The 24,948-nt window shown below is 59.2% G+C and carries 15 protein-coding genes, 4 tRNA genes and 1 riboswitch; of the genes, 16 read left to right on the top strand and 3 right to left on the bottom strand.

Going from position 1 to position 24,948, the window contains the following annotated elements:
* Positions 1 to 102: 102 nt before the first annotated feature.
* Positions 103 to 1,083, top strand: coding sequence for a transcriptional regulator ArgR (gene argR, locus GTU76_RS10650; RefSeq protein WP_175553434.1), 981 nt, complete (start codon positions 103 to 105; stop codon positions 1,081 to 1,083).
* Positions 1,084 to 1,086: 3 nt separating this feature from the next.
* Here the strand turns inward: argR and GTU76_RS10645 are convergent, their stop codons facing one another.
* On the bottom strand, positions 1,087 to 8,949 hold the full coding sequence (locus tag GTU76_RS10645; RefSeq protein WP_180698586.1) for a dermonecrotic toxin domain-containing protein: 7,863 nt from the start codon (positions 8,947 to 8,949) through the stop codon (positions 1,087 to 1,089).
* A gap of 304 nt (positions 8,950 to 9,253) precedes the next feature.
* Between GTU76_RS10645 and GTU76_RS10640 the strand changes: the two genes are divergently transcribed.
* From GTU76_RS10640 to astE, 7 genes are all read left to right on the top strand, one after another.
* Positions 9,254 to 10,474 (top strand): aspartate aminotransferase family protein, encoded by a 1,221-nt coding sequence (locus GTU76_RS10640; protein ID WP_180698585.1) that lies wholly within the window; start codon positions 9,254 to 9,256, stop codon positions 10,472 to 10,474.
* Between the two features lie 215 nt (positions 10,475 to 10,689).
* Positions 10,690 to 11,709 (top strand): arginine/ornithine succinyltransferase subunit alpha, encoded by a 1,020-nt coding sequence (aruF, locus tag GTU76_RS10635; RefSeq protein WP_016983955.1) that lies wholly within the window; start codon positions 10,690 to 10,692, stop codon positions 11,707 to 11,709.
* Positions 11,710 to 11,760: 51 nt separating this feature from the next.
* Positions 11,761 to 12,786, top strand: a complete 1,026-nt coding sequence (gene astA, locus GTU76_RS10630) for an arginine N-succinyltransferase (protein WP_008077921.1) — start codon at positions 11,761 to 11,763, stop codon at positions 12,784 to 12,786.
* Positions 12,783 to 14,252 (top strand): succinylglutamate-semialdehyde dehydrogenase, encoded by a 1,470-nt coding sequence (gene astD / locus GTU76_RS10625; protein ID WP_180698660.1) that lies wholly within the window; start codon positions 12,783 to 12,785, stop codon positions 14,250 to 14,252. Before astA ends, astD begins: the two co-directional genes overlap by 4 nt.
* Positions 14,253 to 14,391: 139 nt before the next feature.
* The gene (gene astB, locus GTU76_RS10620) at positions 14,392 to 15,738 is read left to right on the top strand and encodes an N-succinylarginine dihydrolase (protein ID WP_016983957.1); all 1,347 of its coding nucleotides are present in this window, start codon (positions 14,392 to 14,394) and stop codon (positions 15,736 to 15,738) included.
* A 57-nt stretch (positions 15,739 to 15,795) separates the two neighbouring features.
* A complete protein-coding gene (locus tag GTU76_RS10615) occupies positions 15,796 to 16,086 on the top strand; it encodes a hypothetical protein (RefSeq protein ID WP_016983958.1) in 291 nt (96 codons plus the stop codon).
* 12 nt (positions 16,087 to 16,098) lie between these two features.
* The gene (gene astE, locus GTU76_RS10610) at positions 16,099 to 17,109 is read left to right on the top strand and encodes a succinylglutamate desuccinylase (RefSeq protein WP_180698584.1); all 1,011 of its coding nucleotides are present in this window, start codon (positions 16,099 to 16,101) and stop codon (positions 17,107 to 17,109) included.
* 156 nt (positions 17,110 to 17,265) lie between these two features.
* Here astE and GTU76_RS10605 read toward each other — a convergent pair whose 3' ends face one another.
* On the bottom strand, positions 17,266 to 17,775 hold the full coding sequence (locus GTU76_RS10605) for a 6,7-dimethyl-8-ribityllumazine synthase (protein ID WP_016983960.1): 510 nt from the start codon (positions 17,773 to 17,775) through the stop codon (positions 17,266 to 17,268).
* Between the two features lie 101 nt (positions 17,776 to 17,876).
* A riboswitch (FMN riboswitch) is annotated at positions 17,877 to 18,048 on the bottom strand.
* Positions 18,049 to 18,246: 198 nt separating this feature from the next.
* Between GTU76_RS10605 and ltaE the strand changes: the two genes are divergently transcribed.
* The 8 genes from ltaE (at position 18,247) to GTU76_RS10565 (ending at position 24,360) form a co-directional block, all read left to right on the top strand.
* A complete protein-coding gene (gene ltaE, locus GTU76_RS10600; protein WP_180698583.1) occupies positions 18,247 to 19,251 on the top strand; it encodes a low-specificity L-threonine aldolase in 1,005 nt (334 codons plus the stop codon).
* A gap of 146 nt (positions 19,252 to 19,397) precedes the next feature.
* The gene (alaS, locus tag GTU76_RS10595) at positions 19,398 to 22,016 is read left to right on the top strand and encodes an alanine--tRNA ligase (RefSeq protein ID WP_180698582.1); all 2,619 of its coding nucleotides are present in this window, start codon (positions 19,398 to 19,400) and stop codon (positions 22,014 to 22,016) included.
* A gap of 90 nt (positions 22,017 to 22,106) precedes the next feature.
* Positions 22,107 to 23,348: an aspartate kinase gene (locus GTU76_RS10590; protein WP_008086083.1), complete on the top strand. Its 1,242-nt coding sequence runs from the start codon at positions 22,107 to 22,109 to the stop codon at positions 23,346 to 23,348.
* A gap of 188 nt (positions 23,349 to 23,536) precedes the next feature.
* Positions 23,537 to 23,725, top strand: a complete 189-nt coding sequence (gene csrA / locus GTU76_RS10585) for a carbon storage regulator CsrA (protein ID WP_002554426.1) — start codon at positions 23,537 to 23,539, stop codon at positions 23,723 to 23,725.
* A 62-nt stretch (positions 23,726 to 23,787) separates the two neighbouring features.
* Positions 23,788 to 23,878 (top strand) — tRNA-Ser (locus GTU76_RS10580).
* 107 nt (positions 23,879 to 23,985) lie between these two features.
* A tRNA-Arg gene (locus tag GTU76_RS10575) sits at positions 23,986 to 24,062 on the top strand.
* A 72-nt stretch (positions 24,063 to 24,134) separates the two neighbouring features.
* Positions 24,135 to 24,211: transfer RNA gene (locus tag GTU76_RS10570), tRNA-Arg, on the top strand.
* A gap of 72 nt (positions 24,212 to 24,283) precedes the next feature.
* Positions 24,284 to 24,360: transfer RNA gene (locus GTU76_RS10565), tRNA-Arg, on the top strand.
* A 19-nt stretch (positions 24,361 to 24,379) separates the two neighbouring features.
* Here GTU76_RS10565 and GTU76_RS10560 read toward each other — a convergent pair.
* On the bottom strand, positions 24,380 to 24,901 hold the full coding sequence (locus GTU76_RS10560) for a cell envelope protein SmpA (RefSeq protein WP_180698581.1): 522 nt from the start codon (positions 24,899 to 24,901) through the stop codon (positions 24,380 to 24,382).
* Positions 24,902 to 24,948 lie beyond the last annotated feature (47 nt).

Genomic DNA, 24,948 nt, shown 5'->3' with positions numbered 1-24,948 from the left:
GCTCCCACAATGGATCTCGGTTGGTTTCAAGATTTGTGTTCATTTACGGGCTAGCATTGGCCCATGCCTTCATCACTGTTCTTCGCTTCGGATTGCCCGCCCATGACTGCCCATCGAATTGGTTTCCTGATTTGGCCCAGCACTAAAGCGTTGACGCTGGCGCTGGCGGAGGAAGCCTTGCGTGTTGCTCAGCGGGTGCACCCGGACGTGGTTTACGAACTGTCGTTCCTGCAAGCAGAACCTCCGACCGAAGGTGCCTGGCAACTGCCCGGTGAAGCGTGGGCGGGCAAGCTCGAAAACTTCCAGAAACTGTTCCTGCTCGCTGACGAACCGCCGACCACACTGGCGCCGGCACTCAGCAGTGCGCTCAAGCAACTGGTACGCGCAGGTACGGTCATCGGTGGTCTGTCCGCAGGTGTTTATCCGTTGGCGCAACTCGGTTTGCTCGACGGTTATCGCGCCGCCGTGCACTGGCGCTGGCAGGACGATTTCGCCGAACGCTTCCCGAAAGTCATCGCCACCAGCCATCTGTTCGACTGGGATCGCGATCGCCTGACCGCGTGTGGCGGCATGTCCGTGCTCGATCTGTTGCTGGCGGTGCTGGCTCGCGATCACGGTGCAGAACTGGCCGGCGCGGTCTCGGAAGAGCTGGTCGTTGAACGCATCCGCGAGGGTGGTGAGCGTCAGCGCATCCCGTTGCAGAACCGTCTCGGTTCCAGTCATCCGAAGCTCACCCAGGCGGTGTTGCTGATGGAAGCCAATATCGAAGAACCGCTGACCACCGACGAAATCGCCCAACACGTGTGCGTATCCCGTCGTCAGTTGGAACGGATCTTCAAGCAATACCTCAACCGTGTGCCGAGCCAGTACTACCTGGAACTGCGCCTGAACAAGGCCCGGCAGATGTTGATGCAGACCAGCAAGTCGATCATCCAGATCGGCCTGTCTTGTGGTTTCTCTTCGGGGCCGCATTTCTCCAGCGCCTATCGCAATTTCTTCGGTGCCACGCCGCGGGAAGATCGCAACCAGCGGCGCAGCAGCAGCCCGTTCGAGTTGTCGTCGGTGCCGCCTGAGCGCGGCTAACCCTTAGTCGACGACGAGGTCAGCGGAGCTTCCCGAAGAGTCGATGTACGGCCTGGCTTCGGCGCCACTGGAAAACGAGTCGTCTTCGAACGCGTCGAATTCCTGTCGGGTTCTTCGCGTCAGCGCCAATCGCGCAGCCCTTCTGCTGTGGTAAACATTGAGGGTTTGCTGACTGGTCGGGGATAGCGGATTGCCGTTGAAGTCGAAATCGGTAGTGTCGGCGTCCATGATTTCGATGGGCAATTCGCTGATGCCGTTGTTGCCCAGGTTGGCATTATCAAGGCGCGCGCTACTGAATAAACCCGGCGGTATGTCTGTCAGTCCCGTGTTGTTCAGATCCAGTCTGGCCAGTGCGGTCATCTGACTGAGGTCGGGGACTCGGCCCAGCGTGTTGTTTCTCAAGTTGAGTCGATTGAGATTGATCATGTTGCGCAATGCATTCGCGGTGTCCTCGGTAAGGGTGACACGGCAGTCGATCAGGCTCAGTTCCGTCAGGTTTTCCATGGCTGCAACCGCGTAGGGAATGTCCCCCAGTTGGTAGCCTTCTATGGCAAGTGCGTGCAGGTTGGCAAAACGCTCGAGGAATCGACCGAGACGAGGCGATGTGAAGCTGCTGCTCGTCAGGTTCAGTGCAAGTATGTGGCTGAAGTCAGCGGACAGCGTCGGCAGCTCACCGATGATCGGCAGGTTCGAGGTGAAACTGATTTCGCTTTGACCCGCGGTGACGATTCGGCGCCAGCAATACTCCAGGCTTGTCTTGAATTGTTCCCGGCGTTCGCGCTCCTGCAGCAAGGTTTCGGGGGGCAGCGGGGCATTGCTGACGGGATCGACTGGAGTCTGTGTGGTCCAGGTTTCGAGATCACTGATCAGGGACGTCAGCTCGCCGCGCCGGCGTATCAGTTCAAGGTGCCCGTCGGCCAGTGTGCCGGGCAGGCTGTAAACCAGTTCGTCGAGCCGCGAATCGGTCAGATGCGGATACAACTCGCGGGCCAACAGGCTGTTTTCCTGCGGGACGGAAACGCCAAAATTAATGCCCTGTGCTTGCCAGTGGGTTTTTATCCGCTCGCGTATGGCCGGCAACAGTGGGTTCTGATTCAAGTCAAAACCATTGCTGGCGTCCGGGGACAGCTGAAAAAGTGCCTCTGGCAGCACGCTGATGCGGTTTTGATGAAGGATCGCGGTTTCCAGTACCGGCAATTCGAGCAGGCCGGGGGGAATCTGCTCGATCCCGGTTCTGGAGAGATCGATGAACGTCAGTGCTCTCAATGCAGAAACGTCAGGGGCGTCACCCAGTGGGTTGTTGTACATATCCAGCATGGTCAGTCGGGACAGCGAGGACAACGCAGCTTGCCCGGCTTCTTCCAGAGCAACGCCACAGTTGCTCAATACCAGTGTTTTCAGTTTGGGCATGCGAGACAGGGCTTGGGGTACTTGACCCAAGGCAAAACCGCGCATTTCCAGTGCCTCAAGTCCGCTAAAGCAGCTCAGGAACCCCTCGGTGCCGGACAGCGCTTCGTTGCCCTGCAAGGTTAGTTGGGTGACATGGCTGAAGTCGGCCGCCAGCGTCGGCAGATCGCCGATCACCCGCAGATTGGCGTCGAACGCATTGAGCCTGAGTTCTGTTTTGCTGTTTTGTCGACTACGCCAGAAGTGTTCCAGTTGCCGACTGAACGCTCGGCGCTCAAACCGTTGCGTGGCTCGGTCAGCCGCGATCATGTTCAGCCCCAAAGGGCCTGCCGGAGCACGGTCGGACCATTCGGCAAGGTCGCTGACCATCTGCGTGATTTCCATCTCCCAGTGCGCCAGTTGAGCGCTGCCGTCTGCCAGTGTTCCGGGCAATTCATAGATCACATGAGTGATATCTTCGATGTCCAGGTCAGGAAACAATTCCTTTGCGGTGGTGATGTCGGCGAGATCGGGAAGTACGCCGAAGTCGTAACCAATGGCCGCGTAGTGCGCCTTGATACGGTCACGCGTAGTGGTGGACAACGGGTTTGTGGCCAGATTGATGCCGTCAGCCAGATCGATGTCCATCATGAAAAAGGATTCCGGCAGATCCGTGATCGCGTTGTCGTTGAGCAGCGCAGTGCGCAGGTTGGAGTGAGTGGCCAGGCCATTGGGCACGTTGGCCAGGCCGGTGTTGATCAAGCGAATATCATTGAGCATCGGCAGCCCCGCCAGATCGGGAATCTGCACCAGCGTGTTATGGCTCAGATTCAGCCGTTCAAGTTCACTCAACGATTGCAGCAACGTCTGGGCTTCAGGTGTGAAGGTGATACCGCAACCGGACAGTGTCAGCTCCCTGAGCTCTGACAGGCGCGCAAGGTTGGCCGGGATCTGCCCCAGTGCGAAGTTGCGCATTTCCAGAACGTGCAGGTTGGGAAACCGGTCAATGAAGGAGGCGATCTCACCAATGGCTGGCGTGCCTATCAGGTTCAGCGTTGACACATGGCTGAAGTCCGCCGTCAGCCGTGGCATGTTTCCGCTGAAGGCCAGATTGGTAAAGAAATGATCCTCGCGCATGCTCGATGTGCTCGATCGGCTCTGCCAGAAATTTTGCAGTCGTTGAGCGAATTCCGATCGTGCCGTGTAGTTGTTGTACATCTCGATGGCATCGATCGCCGCACCGGTCACGGGATCGTGTTGCGGTACCTGAAGGGCCCATGCGCGAAGGTCGCGTTTGAGCCCTTCCAGCTCTGTTTTCCAGGTGTAGAGCTGAGTCCTGCCGTCTGCCAGGGTGCCGGGCAGGTCATAGATCACTTCACTGGCCTCGACGGTGTCGAGCGCCGGGAACAGTTCGCGCGCCAGGGTGATGTCTGCAGGATTCGCGAGTACGTCGAAATCCTGCCCGGTTCGGCGGTAGTAGGTTTTTATCCGCTCACGGGTGGCCAGCGAGAGTTGCGGATTATCGGCCAGATCAATGCCGTCGCTGCGGTCGGCCGGGAGATCGAACAGGGCGTCGGGCATTTCGCTGATGTTGTTTTCGCTGAACAGTGCCGATCTCAGGCGGGGATGGTCGGTGATGCCGGGTGGAAGCTCGCGCAGGCCTGTATCGGAGACGTCCAGATATTTGAGCGAGGGCAGCAGATTCAGATCAAAAAGGGTTCCGAGGGGGTTGCCGCGCAATTCGAGTGTCTGCAACTGGTTCATGGCGGTCAGCGCTGCCTGATTTTGCGGGGTGTTCACCACCCCGCAATCCTTCAGCCGCAATATGACCAGTTGCTGCGCATCGATGGAGGACAATGTGCCGGATTCCAGGTCAAAAAAACTCAGTTCCAGCTGGGTCAGATTCTGAAAACGTTGCAGGAAGGGCTGCAGGGCCGAAACGTTCTTGTTGCCATCGAGCAACAATTCGCCAACGTGAGCGAAGTCTGCTTCGAGCACCGGCATATCGCCGATGAACTCGATGCTCGCTTGCAGACGACTGTTGCGCAGGCTCGGGGCTGCCGGAGATCTTTCGCGCCAGAACTGTTCCAGTTTGATGCTGAATCCTTGTCGGGCCAGGCGCTCATTTACCCGCTCGCTCATGGTCAACGCCAGGCCGGTTTCGGGGTGAACGTCAGGAACGCCATTGGTCCATTGCGCGAGGTCGTTTTGCATCTGGTGGAGTTCGGTTTCCCAGCGGGCGAGCCGGGCGCGGCCGTCAACCAGTGTTCCGGGCAATCGATAGAGCAGTTCAGTGGCGCGCTCGGTGTCGAGTACGGGAAAGAGGTTCATGGCCCGATTCAAATCGGCTCGTTCCGGCAAGATGCCGAAGTGTTTTGAGGTTCGCTGGTAGTAGATTTTCGCCCGCTCGCGGCTGACGGCAGACAAGGGATTGTTGGCAAAGCTGAAGCCATCGCTCAACACCGCAGACAGCTCGAAATAAGCCTCGGGAATGTCGACGATCCGATTGCTGTCGAACCTGCCGGTAGCCAGTCGTGGATGATTGAGCAGACCGTCCGGCAGCGTGGTGATGTTCGTGTTGTCGAGATTGATGTAGCGCAATGAAGGTATGGCGTGCACATCGGGCGTGGCGCCCAGTCGGTTGCCCTGCAGGTCCAGCACCTGCAGTTCGGACAGCGGCGAAAACAGCGAGCGGCTGTCGGCCGGCAGCGCTATGCCGCAGTTACGCACGGTCAGATTTCGCAGGCTCGACATCGTGCTGATGGCGGGCGGCAGGTTCGGCACGTTCAGGTTCTGGATGTCCAGATACATCAGTCGCGGGAATCGCTGCAGAAACCCGTCGACGGCACCGGTGCGGGCGCTGCCGTTGATGCTCAGCAAGATGACATGGCTGAAATCGGCGTTCAGCACCGGCAGATCGCCAATGATCGGGTCCCTGATCTGCAGGATGTAACCGGCAGAGCTGCGTAACTCTCTGCGCCAGCAGCGTTCGAGGTCGATCCTCAGATTCGTTCGGCTTTGCCTTGCCGCTCGCCGTTCAATCGCCGTCAAAGGAAGGCCGGTGGCGGGGTTGTTCGCCGGCACCTGCTGCTCCCACAGGCGCAGATCATCTTGAAGCTGGCCGAGTTCGCCTCTCAGGCGCGCCAGTTCGTTTCTGATGGCGACCCGATCCTGGTTGAAACTGAGCGCAAAGTCCTCGGCCTCCTGGGCGGTGTAGCCGCGATAGATCACCTGAACAGGTTCCAGCGGAGCGGGTTCTGCGAGGCCGCCGGGCGGCAGATAGGCTTCAGGCAGACCAAACGTTGGCTGATGACCGCCGCGTCCCACCAGGCGCAGGGTTTCCAGTTGTGTCTCTGGCGCGGGGGGCAGTGCAATCGCCACGCGCAGATTCGCGCGATCGAGCGGTCGGGCACGTATTGCACTTTTCAATTGTGGCGCCTGGTCAATCTGCAGGTTCAGCGCCTGGCGTTCAGTGTCCGGCAGGGCGTAGAGGATGCTCGAGTAAATATCCGCGACCGCGTGCAATTGCTGGCCGCGGTCATCGAACGGCTGGTAGCGACCATCGGTCTGCCTGACCAGGACTTTTTGCGACGGGGCATCGACACGCCCGGTGCTGTCGAGCAGTGCGCCTGCGTAGTGCTTATCGCGGATCTCGAGGCGCACGTCACCGCTCCAGCCGGGCAAGTTCCTGAGGCTGTGCAGGACCAGCGTGTCGGTGTCCGGATTGCTCATCGAGTCCAGCTCCAGTCCTTCATAAGCGCGGGTGATGCGTACTTGGGCAGTGGCGATCTGGATCAGGTCTTGCTGACGCTGTGGCAACTGACCTTCGCTGATCTGCAGCAGCTCATCGCCGGTGGCGCTGTTGAGCAGTTCCTGGGTGACGGGCAGGGGCAGTGTCGATTGATGTTGCGTGATGCAGGTGATCAATGGGTCTTCGGGTGTTTCGATGGCCTGGTAGCGAGCATCGAACAACACCCCGCGCTGCGCTTTGGCGACTTGCAGCAGTTGCTGGCGCAAATTGCGGGTGCGCACCTCCAGCGACAGATCCGGCCCGGCGAATGTTTCGCCCGATAACGCTTTGGCATCCTGTTCGTTGAGCGTTTGCAGCAGCGTTTTGAGAACGTCGCCGTCGCGCAGATTGTTCAAGTGAATATCGGTCAGTGGCAAGGTCTCGTCGGCTGTAGACTGCCAAATGACGAGACCTTGCTGATCGGTCAGGCGCAGGCGTTTGCCGGCAGGCCAGCGACCGTATTCACTGAGCAGTTGCAACTGTGTCAGCGGGTCGGCGGTACGTTGCTGTTCAGGCAGTTCGCTGGCCATCTGTTCGATGAACAGTTGAAGATCCTGGTCGATCCTGAAGCGTGTAATGCTGTCGGCCAGCAATGGCGGCAACGGCGCCTGATCGACATGCATCAGGCGCAGGGCGTCATGGTCAACGCCGCTGACCTGAAGGATGCGCTCGCGTTGAGCGGGAGTGAACGCTTCGACCGTGTGGCCGATTCGTCGCAATGCCGTAGGCGGATCCCACTCCAGCGGCTGTTCGAGCTCGGTATGCCACGCGCCGTCGCCGTTATGGCGAAGTAGCGGTTTGTAGGCATCGGGGCGGGTGGGATGGTCAATTCGATACTGGCCGGGAATCTGGCTTTCGGTCACGGCGAAATGTGCTTCATCCAGTGACAGCACTTGCTTCCCTTGATGCTGATGCAACCCGAGTCCATTCGGCGTGGACGAGTGGTCAGGTGCGGTTTTTTGTTCGTAGCGGGCCAGATCCGGTGCCCAATAGCGGGTTTGGCCGTCGGGCATCTTCACCGGTTTGAAGCGGTCGATGAAGGCGACAATTTCTTTGGGCAACACATTGCGAAACTCGCTCACGGCAATGCCGCCACCGACGGCAAATGCGCCGAGCTGGACCGCCGACTCCAGGCAACCGAACAGATGTTCCGCCGCTTCCGTGTTTTGGCCGTGTGCCCATTCGACGATGCCTTCAAACACTTCGTCGAGAAACTGATAGGCCATGTACGCCATCATCAGTTCTCCCAGATACGGCACGAACGGCGCAATGATGAACGCAGCGGTCTGTATAACGGCCGAAGCGATGCCGACGAACGAATCCCATAGCGCCCAGCGCGCTTTTGAATCCACCGCAGCGGTGGCGACGGCAATGACTGCGGCGTCGTTAAGGATCTTGTTCAACTTGCCTTGATAGAGGTGTTCCCATAATTCGCCGCTGATCGGTGTCGGGTTCAATTGAAGTTTCGGTTTGTCCAACGGTTCGTCTCGCCAGGGCGCTTCAGAACTGCCGGCTTGCGGTGGGTGCCACGTGACCCGGCTCAGCCGCGCGTTCAGGCTGGAGAAAAAAAAGCCGCGCTGTTCATGATTGATGAAACGACTGAAGAAGTTCTGGTAGTCGGCGGAGCGCAACTGGCGGGTCAGCTCGACTTCAAAGGCTGCCGATGAGACGTACTCCTTGATTGGGTGCTCGGGGTCGTTCGGCACATAGACCACCACTCGGGCCGCACTGCGCGGCTCATAGGTTGGCGGCGCAAAAAGCACAATGTCGGCCAGCGGCGCGGCCATCATCGTCAGGCTGTGGCATAACACGGAATGGCCGTTGATCCGCATATGCGGGATGCCATCGACCAATGCGCTGATCGTGCGAAACCAGCTGTCACTGATGTCGCCGCTCATGCGCGCAAATTGCAGGGCGGCTTTCAGTCCGGCCTGCTGGCTTTTGTCGACTTGCTGGCGCAAGGCCGCAGCGGTTTGCCCGTCGCTGATTCCGAGGTTGTCTTCCAGATAGGTCATGTATTGCGCGCCGATATCCAGCGTGCGACAGAGCTGGGTGAACGCCGGGATGCTCATCTGTTGCTTGATCCCGGGCAGGGTGTCGAACACGTCACTCAGCGAGGGTTGAGCGGGGAGCGTCGAGTCGACACCCTCCTCACCGAGGGGGCGGCCATTCCGGGTGGGGAAGGTGATGTAGGTGGAGTCGGCCTCGTAGGCATCGTCCACGGTTTCCTTTTCCTCGAAGTTATGCAAAGCGGCGTCCAGCAACGACACTTTCCAGGTACGGGCGCCGGTCCTGATCGAAAACACCGGGGTGGTCACCGGGATGTACAGGTGCAGGAACGTGGTTCTGACATCCAGATCCAGATTGAACCGGGCCTTGAGCGCGGCTTTGAGCAATGGCTCGGCGAAGGCTCGGGCATCCTGCAAGTGGGCCAGCCGTTGGTCGACAGCGTTTTGTGCCGACCAGTGGGCTGCATTGAGTGCCTTAAGCGCCTGATGCTGAGCGACCGGCAAAGTCTGCAGTTTGGGCGGCATCACCGGAAGTGTGTTCTTGAGGGCGTTGCGTCGGGTTGGCGAGGCGTTGCCCAGCCATTCGGGCAGGCTGTCTTTCAGATGCAGGTAATGAGCATCGGGCTGTCGGGAGTCGACGATTTGGCGGGGGGTGGCGTGCTGCTCTGCGGTCGGGTACATCGGGCCAATCCTTGGCGGTGGAAAGTGCCAAGCAAAACAGAGCAACGCACAGCGAGTGCGGTACATATTTATACCGGTGAAAAGGTATTGAGTTGATATCCTTCCCGACCTGCCGCAAATCGGCAGCGCCAGTTTAAACTGCGCCTTTGCGACGCTATATGTCGCATTGCCGTAAACCCGTGAAAATCCGGGGTTTGCGCTATAAGAAGTTGTCGCTTGGCGACAAGGCCGGGCAGAAAACTGTCCTTACAATCCCCCCATCGCTCGCCAGTTTCAGGCGGGTGGCCCTCATCAGGAGACTCCGATGTCCGTTGAGCACGCTGCGGTACAACGCGCCGATTTCGACCAGGTAATGGTTCCCAACTACGCGCCTGCCGCTTTTATTCCGGTGCGTGGCGCCGGTTCCCGCGTCTGGGATCAGGCCGGCCGCGAGCTGATCGACTTCGCCGGCGGGATTGCCGTTAACGTATTGGGCCACGCGCACCCGGCGCTGGTCGGTGCACTGACCGAGCAAGCGAACAAGCTGTGGCACGTGTCCAACGTGTTCACCAACGAACCAGCGCTGCGCCTGGCGCACAAGCTGATCGACGCCACATTCGCCGAGCGCGTGTTCTTCTGCAACTCGGGCGCCGAAGCCAACGAGGCCGCGTTCAAGCTGGCCCGTCGTGTGGCGTTCGACCGTTTCGGCACTGAGAAATACGAAATCATTGCCGCGCTGAACAGCTTCCACGGCCGTACCCTGTTCACCGTCAACGTCGGTGGTCAGTCGAAGTACTCCGACGGTTTCGGCCCGAAAATCACCGGCATCACCCACGTGCCTTACAACGACCTGGCCGCGCTGAAAGCCGCCGTTTCCGACAAGACCTGTGCGGTCGTGCTGGAACCGATCCAGGGTGAAGGCGGCGTACTGCCGGCCGAACTGGCTTACCTGCAAGGTGCCCGCGAACTGTGCGACGCGAACGACGCGCTGCTGGTGTTCGACGAAGTGCAGACCGGCATGGGCCGCAGCGGCAAGCTGTTCGCCTACCAGCATTACGGCGTGACCCCGGACATCCTCACCAGCGCCAAGAGCCTAGGCGGCGGTTTCCCGATCGCAGCGATGCTGACCACCGAAGCGCTGGCCAAACATCTGGTCGTCGGTACTCACGGCACCACGTACGGCGGCAACCCGCTGGCGTGCGCGGTCGCTGAAGCGGTAATCGACGTGATCAACACCCCTGAAGTGCTGAACGGCGTGAACGCCAAGCACGACAAGTTCAAGGCGCGCCTTGAGCAGATCGGCGAAAAATACGGCCTGTTCACTCAGGTGCGTGGCCTCGGTCTGCTGATCGGTTGTGTGCTGAGCGATGCCTGGAAAGGCAAAGCCAAAGACATCTTCAACGCCGCTGAAAAAGAAGGCCTGATGATTCTGCAGGCCGGCCCGGACGTGATCCGTTTCGCCCCGAGCCTGGTAGTGGAAGACGCCGATATCGATGCCGGTCTCGACCGCTTCGAACGCGCTGCTGCAGCACTGACGCAAGCCTGATAGACCCTTCGGCGCCTGGAGCTTTTCAGGCGTCGATCAAAATTTTATGCCGGACCAGATCAACTGTAGGAGTGAGCCTGCTCGCGATTGCGGTATGTCAGTCAACTCATTGGTTTCTGACAGACAGCAATCGCGAGCAGGCTCACTCCTACATTGATCTCCATGTAGGCCCGGTTATTTCTTCTGTGGATTGATAAGAGAAAAGGAGTGACACCATGCTGGTGATGCGCCCCGCGCAAATGGCTGATCTGGGCGAGGTACAGCGTCTGGCTGCGGACAGCCCGATTGGTGTCACTTCCTTGCCGGATGACGTGGAACGTCTGAGCGACAAGATCGCGGCGAGCGAAGCTTCGTTTGCCGCCGAAGTGAGCTTCAACGGTGAAGAGAGTTACTTCTTCGTCCTCGAAGATTCCGCCACCGGCAAACTGGTCGGTTGCTCGGCCATCGTCGCTTCGGCCGGTTATTCGGAACCGTTCTACAGCTTCCGCAATGAGACGTTCGTGCATGCCTCCCGTGAGCTGAAGATCCACAACAAGATCCACGTGCTCTCGCAGTGCCACGACCTGACCGGCAACAGCTTGCTGACCAGTTTCTACGTGCAGCGCGAGTTGGTCGGTTCGCCGTGGTCCGAGCTCAACTCCCGCGGTCGTCTGTTGTTCGTTGCCAGCCACCCGGAGCGTTTTGCCGATTCGGTGGTGACCGAGATCGTCGGTTACAGCGATGAGAACGGCGACTCGCCATTCTGGGATGCGATCGGTCGCAACTTCTTCGACCTCAATTACGCCGAAGCCGAGCGTCTGTGTGGGCTGAAAAGCCGTACGTTCCTCGCCGAATTGATGCCGCATTACCCGATCTACGTACCGCTGCTGCCGGACTCCGCCCAAGAGGCGATGGGCCAGGTGCACCCGCGTGCGCAGATCACCTTCGACATCCTGATGCGCGAAGGCTTCGAGACCGATCACTACATCGACATTTTCGACGGTGGCCCGACCCTGCATGCACGTGTTTCGGGGATCCGTTCGATCGCCCAGAGCCGTGTGGTGCCAGTGAAGATCGGCGAGCCGGTGAAAGGTGCCGGTCGCCAGTATCTGGTGGCCAATGCGCAGTTGCAGGATTACCGCGCGGTGCTGCTGGAGCTGGATTACGCGCCGGGCAAACCGGTGACTCTGGATCTGGAAGCGGCCGAAGCCCTGGGCGTCGGTGAAGGTGCCAGCGTGCGCCTGGTGGCGGTTTAACGCCTTAGCGAGTTTCACGGGTGGCGAAAGCGGCCCGTTTGAGGAGATAGCATGATTGTTCGTCCCGTACGCAGCAGCGATTTAGCCGCTCTGATCGACCTGGCCCGCAGCACCGGCACCGGCCTGACCACATTGCCGGCCAACGAAGAACGTCTGGCCCATCGGGTCGGCTGGGCCGAGAAGACCTTTCGCGGCGAAGCCGGTCGTGGCGATGCGGACTACCTGTTCGTGCTTGAAGACGATGACGGCCGCGTGGTGGGGATTTCCGCCATTGCTGGCGCGGTCGGCATGCGTGAGCCTTGGTACAACTTCCGTGTCGGCCTCACTGTCAGCGCTTCGCAAGAGCTGAACATCTATCGCGAGATTCCGACGCTGTTTCTGGCCAACGACCTGACCGGTAATTCCGAATTGTGCTCGCTGTTCCTGCACGCCGATTACCGCAGCGGTCTGAACGGTCGCATGCTGTCGAAGGCGCGGATGTTGTTCATTGCCGAATTCCCGGAATTGTTCGGCAACAAGATCATTGCCGAGATGCGCGGCGTCTCCGATGACGCCGGCCGTTCGCCGTTCTGGGAAAGTCTGGGTCGGCACTTCTTCAAAATGGAATTCAGCCAGGCCGATTACCTCACCGGTGTCGGCAACAAGGCGTTCATCGCTGAACTGATGCCGAAATTTCCGCTGTACACCTGCTTCCTCTCCGAAGGCGCGCGCAGTGTCATCGGTCAGGTTCACCCGGACACCGAGCCAGCCCTGGCGATGCTCAAGGGCGAAGGTTTCAGCTATCAGGGCTACGTCGACATCTTCGACGCCGGCCCTGCGATCGAATGCGAAACCGGCAAGATCCGCGCGGTGCGTGACAGTGAAGCGCTGGTGCTGGCCGTCGGCACACCGGGCGACGACGCGACGCCGTTCATCATCCATAACCGCAAGCGCGAAGACTGCCGCATCACCGCTGCGCCGGCGCGTCTCGCTGCCGGCACGCTGGTGGTTGATCCGCAGACCGCCAAACGTCTTCAACTCAACGCTGGCGACCAAGTGCGCGCCGTAGCGTTGTCCGCTGCACGGGAGTCGAAATAATGAATTCGCTATACATCGCAGGTGAGTGGCTGGCCGGTCAGGGCGAAGCTTTTCAATCGCTGAATCCGGTGACCCAGCAAGTGCTGTGGTCGGGGGAGGGCGCCACCACTGCTCAGGTTGAGTCGGCTGTGCAGGCTGCGCGTCAGGCGTTTCCGGAGTGGGCGCGTCGTTCGCTGGACGAGCGCATCACTGTGCTTGAAGCGTTCGCCGCTGCGCTGAAAAACCACGCTGACGAACTGGCTCGTACCATCGGTGAAGAGACCGGCAAACCGTTGTGGGAATCCGCGACCGAAGTCACCAGCATGGTCAACAAGATCGCTATTTCGGTGCAGAGCTACCGCGAGCGTACCGGCGAGAAGAGTGGCCCGTTGGGCGACGCCACCGCCGTATTGCGCCACAAGCCACACGGCGTGGTTGCGGTGTTCGGCCCTTACAACTTCCCCGGTCACTTGCCGAACGGTCATATCGTGCCGGCGTTGCTGGCCGGTAACAGTGTGCTGTTCAAGCCGAGCGAACTGACCCCGAAAGTCGCCGAGCTGACGGTGAAGTGCTGGATCGAAGCGGGTCTGCCGGCAGGCGTTTTGAACCTGCTGCAAGGCGCTCGCGAAACCGGCATCGCGCTGGCGGCGAATCCGGGCATCGACGGTCTGTTCTTCACCGGTTCGAGCCGCACCGGCAATCATCTGCACCAGCAATTTGCCGGTCGTCCGGACAAGATTCTGGCGCTGGAAATGGGCGGCAACAATCCGCTGGTGGTCGATCAGGTCGCGGATCTGGATGCGGCGGTTTACACGATCATTCAGTCGGCGTTCATCTCTGCCGGCCAGCGTTGCACCTGTGCACGCCGTCTGCTGGTGCCGCAAGGCGCGTGGGGCGACAGCCTGTTGAAGCGTCTGGTGGAAGTCAGCGCGACTATTGAAGTCGGCGCGTTCGATCAACAACCGGCGCCGTTCATGGGTTCGGTGATTTCCCTTGGCGCGGCGAAAGCGCTGATGGACGCTCAAGCACATCTGTTGGCCAATGGCGCGGTGTCGTTGCTGGCGATGACTCAGCCACAGGCACAAGCCGCGTTGCTGACCCCGGGCATTCTCGATGTGACGGCGGTTGCTGAGCGTCCGGACGAAGAACTGTTTGGCCCGTTACTGCAAGTAATCCGCTATACCGATTTCGAAGCGGCGATCACTGAGGCGAACGACACTGCGTATGGTCTGGCCGCTGGTTTGTTGTCGGATTCCGAGGCGCGTTATCAGCAGTTCTGGCTGGAAAGCCGCGCCGGCATCGTCAACTGGAACAAACAGCTGACCGGTGCTGCGAGCAGCGCGCCGTTCGGCGGTGTGGGTGCTTCGGGCAACCATCGCGCCAGCGCCTATTACGCAGCGGATTACTGCGCGTACCCGGTGGCGTCGCTGGAAACCCCGAGCCTGGTGTTGCCTGCCTCTCTGACACCCGGCGTGAAGATGGCGTGATGCCCCTTCGCGAGCAGGCTCGCTCCTACATTGGAATGCATTTCCCTGTGGGAGCGAGCTTGCTCGCGAAGGCCGCGCCTCGGTCGTACTGAATTGTTACCTGAAGCCTATAACAACAGATTCTCGTGGAGCCTCGCTGATGAAATCCTATGAAGTCAATTTTGACGGTCTAGTGGGGCCGACCCATAACTACGGTGGTCTGTCCTACGGCAACGTTGCCTCCCAGAGCAACAGCCAGCAATCCTCGAACCCGAAGGAAGCGGCGCTGCAAGGTCTGGCGAAGATGAAAGCGCTGATGGAGATGGGCTTTCAGCAAGGCGTGCTGGCGCCACAGGAACGTCCGGACGTGGCCGCTCTGCGCCGTCTGGGTTTCAGCGGCACCGACGCGCAAGTGATCGAGCGCGCCGCCAAAGAAGCCATGCCGCTGCTGGTCGCCAGTTGCTCGGCGTCGAGCATGTGGGTGGCCAACGCCGCCACGGTCAGCCCGAGTGCCGACACCGCAGACGGTCGCGTGCATTTCACCGCTGCCAACCTCAACTGCAAATATCACCGCAGCATCGAGCACCCGACCACCAGCCGCGTGCTCGGCGCAATGTTCGCCAATCAGCAACACTTTGCCCATCACGCCGCTCTGCCGGCAGTGGCGCAGTTCGGTGACGAAGGCGCGGCTAACCACACACGTTTCTGTCGTGAATATGGCGAGGCGGGCGTCGAGTTCTTCGTGTTCGGTCGCAGTGCCTTCGACAATCGTTTCCCAGCGCCGCAAAAGTACCCGGCGCGCCAGACCCTCGAAGCGTCGCAAGCGGTAGCGCGTCTGCACGGTCTGCGTGATGAAGGCGTGGTTTACGCTCAGCAGAACCCGAACGTGATCGATCAAGGCGTGTTCCACAACGACGTGATCGCCGTGGGTAACGGTGAGGTGCTGTTCTATCACGAGGATGCATTCCTCGACACCGAGTCGATGCTGGCCGAACTGCAAAGCAAACTGGCCAAGGTTGGCGGCAACTTCCAGTCCGTGTGTGTGCCGCGTTCGGCAGTCACCGTGGATGACGCCGTGCGCTCTTACCTGTTCAACAGCCAGTTGCTGTCGCGTCCTGATGGCTCGATGTTGCTGATCGTGCCGCAAGAGTGTCAGGCCAACGAGCGCGTCTGGGCTTACCTGCAAAGCTTGACCAGCTCCGGCGGTCTGATCCGCGAAGTAAAAGTCTTCGACCTCAAGCAAAGCATGCAGAACGGCGGTGGCCCGGCGTGCCTGCGTCTGCGCGTCGCGCTTAACGAAACCGAACTGGCGGCGGTCAACCCAGGCGTTATCATGACGCCACCGTTGTACGGTTCGTTGACCGCATGGGTTGAAAAGCACTACCGCGACCGCTTGAGCGAAACCGATCTGGCGGATCCGCAATTGCTGCTTGAATGCCGGACGGCACTGGATGAACTGACGCAAATCCTTAAACTGGGCGCGGTTTATCCATTCCAGATCAATTGATGGCCGGCGCGTCGCCTGATCGCGGCGCGCGGCTTGTCTCCCCAAGAGAGTAAAAACATGAGCGATTCCCTGCAGCTGATCCTTGAAGACACCGACGGCACGCAACTGCAAACCTCGTGCACCCGCGTCGCGGTCATGTGGCAAGGCAAAGAGCTGTGGATCCAGCAGGACGGCCGTGGCCAACTGCTGATCGGCGTGGACGTTGAAGAAGGTGACGCCGAGTACGCCAACCTGCTGCTGCGCCCATTGGCGACTAATCTGGTAAGTCTGCAACTGGAAATGGAACCGGCTGACGTCGGCGACGACGAAGACCACGTGCACGGCCCGGATTGCAACCACGACCACTAAGGAAACCGCTCTATGCTCGCCCTCGGCAAACTGCTTGAACTGACCCTCGCCGGCCGCGAACCGGCGGAGAAGACTCAACTGACTGTCGAAGGCGTGCGTATGCGCTGGTTGAGCGAAGGTGCGCTGGAAGTCCGGCCGCCCGAAGCACGCGACAATGGCCTGGACCTGCTGCTGTCGGCAGGCATCCACGGCAACGAAACAGCGCCGATCGAGTTGCTTGATCGGCTGCTGCACGACATCGCACGCGGCGATCTGAAACCGCGCGCACGTATTCTGTTCCTGTTCGGCAACCCGGAAGCGATTCGCAAAGGCGAGCGTTTCGTCGAGCAGGACGTCAATCGGCTGTTCAACGGCCGTCATGAACAAAGCAGTGGTTCGGAAGCGCTGCGTGCCTGTGAGCTGGAGCGGTTGGCGGCGAGCTTTTTCAGCAAGCCGGATCGTCAGCGTCTGCACTACGACCTGCACACCGCCATTCGCGGTTCGAAGATCGAACAGTTTGCGCTGTATCCGTGGAAGGAAGGCCGCCAGCATTCGCGCCTTGAGCTGGCGCGCCTGCGCGCTGCCGGGATGGAAGCGGTGCTGCTGCAGAACAAACCGTCGATCGTGTTCAGCTCGTATACCTACGACAAGCTCGGTGCCGAGGCTTTCACGCTGGAACTGGGCAAGGCGCGGCCGTTCGGGCAGAACGACGGGGTTAACGTCTCGCTGCTGGAAACCCGTCTGAAGCAGATCATTGAAGGCAACGAACCGGAGATGGCAGAGCAGGGGCTGGACGGTTTGCAGCTGTTCAGCGTCGCCCGGGAAATCATCAAGCACAGCGATGCGTTCCGCCTGAACCTGCCGCAGGACATCGAAAACTTTTCCGAATTGGAGGTGGGTTACGTGCTGGCCGAGGATCTGGCCAATACCCGCTGGATCATTGAGGAGGAGGGCGCACGCATCATCTTCCCTAATCCCAAGGTCAAGAACGGCTTGCGCGCAGGCATCCTGATCGTCCCGACCACCGACGAAAACCTCGCCTGACCCCAGTTTCGGTTTCGACATATAACCCTGTGGGAGCGAGCTTGCTCGCGAATGCAATCTGACATTCAACATTTGAGTTGGCTGTCAGTCCGCTTTCGCGAGCAAGCTCGCTCCCACAGTGGAAAGAGTGAGGCCCAAGGCCTCACCCATGGGCTATCAGACCGCTACAGCACGCGGCTCTGTACGACGCAACGCCCGAACTTTCTGCAGCGTATCCGCGCAAGTCCGCGCCGCTTCCTGACCCTTGTGCACAAAGTGCTCAAAGAAGAACTTCTGATGCTCGTCGCCAGCATGGAAGTGATGCGGCGTCAGGGATACCGAGAACACCGGCACTTCGGTTTCCAGCTGCACCTGCATCAGACCACTGACCACCGATTGGGCAACGAACTCGTGACGGTAGATGCCGCCATCCACCACCAAGGCTGCGGCGACGATGCCGGCATAACGACCGGTCTTGGCCAGCAACTTGGCGTGCAGAGGCATTTCAAAAGCGCCGCCGACTTCGAAGATGTCGATGTCCGATTCCTGATAACCCAGGGCAATCATTTCAGCGACGAAGCCTTTACGGCTCTGGTCGACGATTTCCTTGTGCCAGCAGGCCTGAATGAACGCGACGCGCTCGCCGTGAGGGTGTTTGCTTTTGCTGTCGATAGCGGTGGGTTGCATGTTCTGACTCCTGTTTGTGTGAAAAACAGGGCGTTATGAATCGAAAGGGATTCAAGGGTACGCACACGCACAACATCGCGCGGACGGCCCTTTGGCGTTAATCCCGTTCTCTCTTCATCCGGACTATGACCGTCGGCCTCGGGATCACACCGGGTCTGCTGACCTTGCCGCCGCTCACAACCGAAGTCGCATTCGTCGCCAAGCGCTCGCGGGCTATGCGCATTGCGCGCAATTACCGCCGGTGGGGAATTGCACCCCGCCCTGAGAACGTTTTCGCCGCCCTTTCTCGGGCAGCGCAGCGTTTTTAACACAGATTGTGGCTCTGTGCATTGCGCCTTTCTGATGATTGCCATCGAATTTTCTGGCGGTTCGAAACGATTTTTCCTTGCGCAAGGGTTGATTAATCCACGCGATGACCGCAGTAATTCCACTTCGTAAAGGGATTTCCCCTGCTGACTTGAGGCCAGGTTCATGAGCGTTATCGATCTTCGCAGCGACACCGTCACCCAACCGACTCCGGCCATGCTCGACGCGATGACAGCGGCGGACACCGGCGATGACGTGTACGGCGAAGATCCGACGGTCAATCGTCTGGAAGCAGAATTGGCCAAGCGTCTGGGGTTCGCCGCCGCGTTGTTCGTGCCGACGGGCACCATGAGCAACCTGTTGGGGTTGATGGCGCACTGCGAGCGCGGCGACGAATACGTCGTGGGTCAGCAGGCGCATACCTACAAGTACGAGGGCGGCGGCGCGGCGGTGCTCGGTTCGATCCAGCCGCAGCCGCTGGAAGTGCAGGCTGACGGTTCACTGGATCTGGATCAGGTCGCGGCAGCGATCAAACCGGACGACTTCCACTTCGCTCGCACTCGATTGCTGGCGCTGGAAAACACCATGCAGGGCAAAGTGCTGCCGCTGGAATATCTCGCCCGGGCGCGCCGCTTCACTCAAGACAATGGCTTGCAACTGCACCTCGATGGCGCGCGCCTGTACAACGCGGCGGTCAAGCTGGGTGTCGATGCCCGGGAAATCACTCAGTACTTTGATTCGGTATCGGTGTGCCTGTCCAAAGGTCTTGGCGCGCCGGTTGGCTCGGTGTTGTGTGGTTCTGAGCAACTGATCGGCAAGGCTCGCCGTCTGCGCAAAATGGTCGGCGGCGGCATGCGTCAGGCCGGAGTATTGGCGGCGGCGGGGCTGTATGCGCTGGATCACAACGTCGAGCGTCTGGCAGACGACCACGCCAATGCGCAATTGCTCGCCGAGGGCTTGCGTGAAGCGGGTTTCATCGTCGAACCGGTGCAAACCAACATGGTTTATGTGCAAATGGGCGACAAAGCCGAAGCGATCAAGGCCTTTGCCGGCGAACGCGGGATCAAGTTGAGCGCCGCCGCGCGTCTGCGCATGGTCACGCACATGGACGTCAATCGCTCGCAAATTGAGCAAGTGATCGCGACATTCGTCGAGTTTTCGCGCAAGTGACAGCGTTAGCCGTCCAATTGACCGTTTCTATCGTATAAACACGCTGTACCCCGCGCGCAGGGCCGATATAATGCGGCCCTTTGCCGTCGCTTCGTCTGTTGACGTTTCGAACAGGCCTTTGGCCGCAGCCTCCGTGGAAGAACCTAATGAAAAGCGCAGAAATCCGTGAAGCCTTCCTTCGCTTCTTCGAAGAGCAAGGCCACACCCGTGTAGCCTCCAGCTCTTTGATTCCGGGCAACGACCCAACCCTGCTGTTCACTAACGCGGGGATGAACCAGTTCAAGGACTGCTTCCTGGGCCAGGAAAAACGTGCGTACACCCGTGCGACCAGCAGCCAGAAATGCGTGCGTGCCGGTGGCAAGAACAGCGACCTGGAAAACGTCGGTTATACCGCTCGTCACCATACGTTCTTCGAAATGCTCGGTAACTTCAGCTTCGGTGACTATTTCAAGAAGGACGCGATTACCTACGCGTGGACCTTCCTGACCGGCGTTCTGCAACTGCCGAAGGAAAAACTCTGGGTCACCGTCTACGCCTCCGACGACGAAGCGTATGACATCTGGACCAAACAAATCGGTGTGCCGGTCGAGCGCATGATTCGCATCGGCGACAACAAAGGCGCGCCGTACGCCTCCGACAACTTCTGGACCATGGGCGATACCGGCCCGTGCGGCCCATGCACCGAGATTTTCTACGATCACGGCGACCACATCTGGGGCGGCCCACCGGGCTCGCCGGAAGAAGACGGCGACCGTTACATCGAGATCTGGAACAACGTGTTCATGCAGTTCAACCGCACCGCCGATGGCGTGTTGCATCCGTTGCCAGCACCGTCGGTCGACACCGGCATGGGTCTGGAGCGGATCAGTGCGGTGATGCAGCACGTCAATTCCAACTACGACATCGATCTGTTCAAGAACCTGCTGAAAGCTTCGGCTGAGGCAATCGGTTGCGAAAATGGCGATCAGTCTTCGCTGAAAGTGGTGTCCGACCACATCCGTTCGTGCGGTTTCCTGATCGCCGACGGCGTGTTGCCGTCCAACGAAGGTCGCGGTTATGTGCTGCGCCGGATCATTCGTCGCGCCTGCCGTCACGGTAACAAGCTGGGCGCCACCGGCAGCTTCTTCTACAAGATCGTTGCTGCACTGGTTGCCGAGATGGGCGAAGCCTTCCCGGAACTGAAGAAGCAGCAGAGCAACATCGAGCGCGTGCTCAAGGCTGAAGAAGAGCAGTTCTCCAAGACTCTGGAGCACGGCCTGAAGATTCTTGAGCAGGATCTGCTGGAACTCAAAGGCACCGTGGTGCCGGGCGACGTAGTGTTCAAACTCTACGACACCTACGGTTTCCCGATGGACCTGACCGCCGACATCGCCCGCGAGCGTAGCCTGACCGTCGACGAAGCCGGTTTCGAACGTGAGATGGAAGCTCAGCGTGTGCGTGCGCGTTCGGCCAGCTCGTTCGGTCTGGACTACAACACCTTGGTCAAGGTTGATGTGGCCACCGAGTTCACCGGTTACAAAGACACCAGCGGTTCGGCAAAAATCGTCGCTATCTATAAAGATGGCCAGTCGGTCGACGTCTTGAATGAAGGCGAAGAGGCGGTGATCGTGCTGAACCAGACGCCGTTCTACGCTGAATCCGGCGGCCAGATCGGCGACTGTGGTTATCTGCAGGCCGGCAGCGCACGTTTCGACGTACGTGACACCACCAAGACCGGCGGCGCGTTCCTGCACCACGGTGTGCTGGATTCGGGCAGCCTGACCATCGGCGCGCCAGTGGAAACTCACGTTGATGCCGAAGTACGTCACGCCACTTCGTTGAACCACTCGGCCACCCACTTGCTGCACGCTGCTTTGCGTCAGGTGCTGGGCGAACACGTTCAGCAGAAAGGTTCGTTGGTGGATAGCCAGCGCCTGCGTTTCGACTTCAGCCATTTTGAAGCGATCAAGCCTGAGCAGATCAAAGCGCTGGAAGAAATCGTCAACGCCGAGATTCGCAAGAACTCCGCCGTTGAAACCGAAGAAACCGACATCGAAACCGCGAAGAACAAAGGCGCGATGGCGCTGTTCGGCGAGAAGTACGGCGACAACGTGCGCGTGCTGAGCATGGGCGGCGATTTCTCCGTCGAGCTGTGCGGCGGTATCCACGCCAACCGTACCGGCGACATCGGCCTGCTGAAAATCATCAGCGAAGGCGGTGTGGCATCGGGCGTGCGTCGTATCGAGGCGGTCACTGGTGCTGCGGCACTGGCGTACTTGAATGCGGCAGAAGAACAACTCAAGGAAGCGGCCAGCCTGGTCAAGGGCAGCCGCGACAACCTGATCGACAAGCTGTCGGCTGTGCTGGAGCGCAACCGCCAACTGGAGAAGCAACTCGAACAGTTGCAAGCCAAGGCGGCGAGCGCGGCGGGCGACGATCTGTCGTCCTCGGCACTGGACGTCAAGGGCGTGAAGGTTTTGGCCGCACGTCTGGATGGTCAGGATGCCAAGGCGCTGCTGGCGCTGGTAGATCAGTTGAAGAACAAACTCGGCCGCGCAGTGATCCTGCTCGGCAGTGTCCATGAGGAAAAGGTCGTTCTGGTTGCAGGCGTAACCAAGGACCTGACTGGCCAACTCAAAGCCGGTGATTTGATGAAACAGGCTGCTGCGGCAGTGGGCGGGAAGGGCGGTGGTCGTCCGGACATGGCGCAGGGCGGCGGTGTTGATGCCGGCGCGCTGGATGGCGCATTGGCGCTGACCGTTCCATTCGTCGAGCAGGGTTTATAAGACAGTCCGTGCGGCCCGCAGTCTAGTGGCGGGCCGGGCGGCTGTTCGAGTAATTATTGGGCGCCCTTCATGGGCAGAGGCGGCTTTGAAATGGCTTTGATCGTACAGAAATTTGGAGGCACCTCGGTCGGCACTGTCGAGAGAATCGAGCAGGTCGCCGACAAGGTTAAGAAATTCCGCGATGCCGGCGATGACCTGGTGGTCGTGCTGTCTGCAATGAGCGGCGAAACCAACCGTCTGATCGATCTGGCCAAGCAAATCAGTGGCGACGGCCAGCCGGTTCCACGTGAGCTGGACGTGATCGTGTCCACGGGTGAGCAGGTGACGATTGCCCTGTTGGCCATGGCGCTGATCAAGCGCGGTGTGCCAGCGGTGTCGTACACCGGTAATCAGGTGCGGATCCTGACCGACAGTGCGCACAATAAAGCGCGTATCTTGCAGATTGATGACCAGAAGATTCGTGGTGATCTGAAAGCGGGTCGCGTGGTGGTTGTCGCCGGTTTCCAGGGCGTCGACGAGCACGGCAACATCACCACCCTCGGTCGTGGCGGTTCGGATACCACCGGCGTGGCACTGGCGGCAGCGTTGAAAGCTGACGAATGCCAGATATACACCGACGTTGATGGTGTTTACACCACCGACCCGCGCGTTGTACCGGTCGCTCAGCGCCTGGACAAGATCACCTTTGAAGAGATGCTGGAAATGGCCAGCCTCGGTTCCAAGGTGTTGCAGATCCGTGCGGTTGAATTCGCCGGCAAGTACAACGTTCCGCTGCGCGTACTGCACAGCTTCAAGGAGGGTCCGGGCACCCTCATTACTATTGATGAAGAGGAAACCATGGAACAGCCGATCATTTCCGGCATCGCTTTCAACCGCGATGAAGCCAAGCTGACCATCCGTGGCGTGCCAGACACCCCGGGCGTGGCGTTCAAGATTCTCGGCCCGATCAGTGCCGCGAACATCGAAGTCGACATGATCGTGCAGAACGTTGCGCACGATAACACCACCGACTTCACCTTCACCGTGCACCGCAACGACTACCAGGCCGCACAGACCGTGCTGGAAAACACTGCTCGCGAGATCGGTGCCCGTGAAGTGGTTGGCGACACCAAGATTGCCAAGGTCTCGATCGTCGGCGTCGGCATGCGTTCCCACGCAGGCGTGGCCAGCCGCATGTTCGAATCCCTGGCTAAAGAAAGCATCAACATCCAGATGATCTCGACCTCGGAAATCAAGGTTTCCGTGGTGATTGAAGAGAAGTACCTGGAACTGGCCGTGCGCGCCCTGCACACGGCTTTCGAACTGGATGCTCCAGCCCGTCAGGGCGAGTAAATTCCGTTTCTTGAAGGGCGCGGTCTGACCGCGCCCTTTATTTTTTGAATGGCGCGAGCCCTGAACTGTTCTTTTGCTCGCGCTGGTCAATACTCAGGCATGTAGGGCTACGATCGCTCCGGTTGTAGGTCGGGTGCCTTTTTTTTGCAGACTGTTGTCCCTGAAGTGAATTGCGTAAGGAGAAAGGTATGCTGATTCTGACTCGTCGGTGCGCAGAAAGCCTGATTATCGGTGATGGCGAAATCACCGTGACCGTGCTCGGCGTTAAAGGAAACCAAGTGCGTATCGGCGTCAACGCCCCGAAAGAGGTTGCCGTGCACCGTGAGGAAATTTACCTGCGTATAAAGAAAGAGAAGGACGAAGAACCAAGCCATTAATTTTTATCGATTTTTATGTTTGCAAACGGGGAAAAGGTTGGTTAAGATACGCCCCGTGTTGCGGAGAGCTGGCCGAGTGGCCGAAGGCGCTCCCCTGCTAAGGGAGTACACCTCAAAAGGGTGTCGGGGGTTCGAATCCCCCGTTCTCCGCCATTATTTGCTTAGTACGTCGTAATCTGGCTTTTTCTGTAAGTTGTTGAAATTAATAGAAAAAGTGGTTGGAATAGAGATTAGACGGGCTATAATGCGGCGCAACAAATGCACTCGTAGCTCAGCTGGATAGAGTACTCGGCTACGAACCGAGCGGTCACAGGTTCGAATCCTGTCGAGTGCACCATTTAAGAGTTAGTTACAGCAATGTAAATAACTTGGCTTCAACCAGGTGTGATCTGGTCTAACAAACACAAATGCACTCGTAGCTCAGCTGGATAGAGTACTCGGCTACGAACCGAGCGGTCACAGGTTCGAATCCTGTCGAGTGCACCATTTAAGAGTTAGTTGCAGCGATGCAGATAACTTGGCTTCATCCAGTTGTGGTCTGGGCTAAAAACACAAAATGCACTCGTAGCTCAGCTGGATAGAGTACTCGGCTACGAACCGAGCGGTCACAGGTTCGAATCCTGTCGAGTGCACCATATACCGAAAAGCCCGCGTTTAACGCGGGCTTTTTGCTGTCCGGGATTTGGCTTTTCCTTTCACGCAGCCCCTCTCATCAAAATCGACTTGAGCACTTCTGCCTCGCTTGAGGTCATAGCGATAGCTCGTCGTCGATGTCCGAATATTCACCTTGTCCGGCTTGCCCAGCGCGCTTTCGACATCCTGCTGGCTCATTCCGGCAATCACGCGTTGATTGATGATCGCTTCGCGACGTTGTCTGGCATCGATCAGGTTTCCACACGGGTCTTCGGCGGTGCCAACAACGCCAGGTTCGCGTCCTTTGATTTTCATGCCGGATATTTCTTCGTGGTTGTGTTCCGGCATCACTGCCACAACTGACCCGGGCATATAAGGATGGACTTCCTGCACGGACAGCTGTTCGCCGCTCGCGCAGCTCATGCTGGTGAAGGTGATGCTGCCGTCGGTAGCTTCGCAGCGATGAAGGGTGGTAGCGCCCCCGGCAGGCGGGAGGAAAAGCAGGCAGGTGAGTAATAAAGGCAGCGCTGATTTCAATGGCATTCGACGTCCTCCATGACGATCTACGCTGAAGGGTAGTCGCTACATTT

The organism is Pseudomonas crudilactis, assembly GCF_013433315.1.
GTDB classification, from domain to species: domain Bacteria; phylum Pseudomonadota; class Gammaproteobacteria; order Pseudomonadales; family Pseudomonadaceae; genus Aquipseudomonas; species Aquipseudomonas crudilactis.
This window is presented reverse-complemented; position numbering and strand designations above follow the sequence as displayed.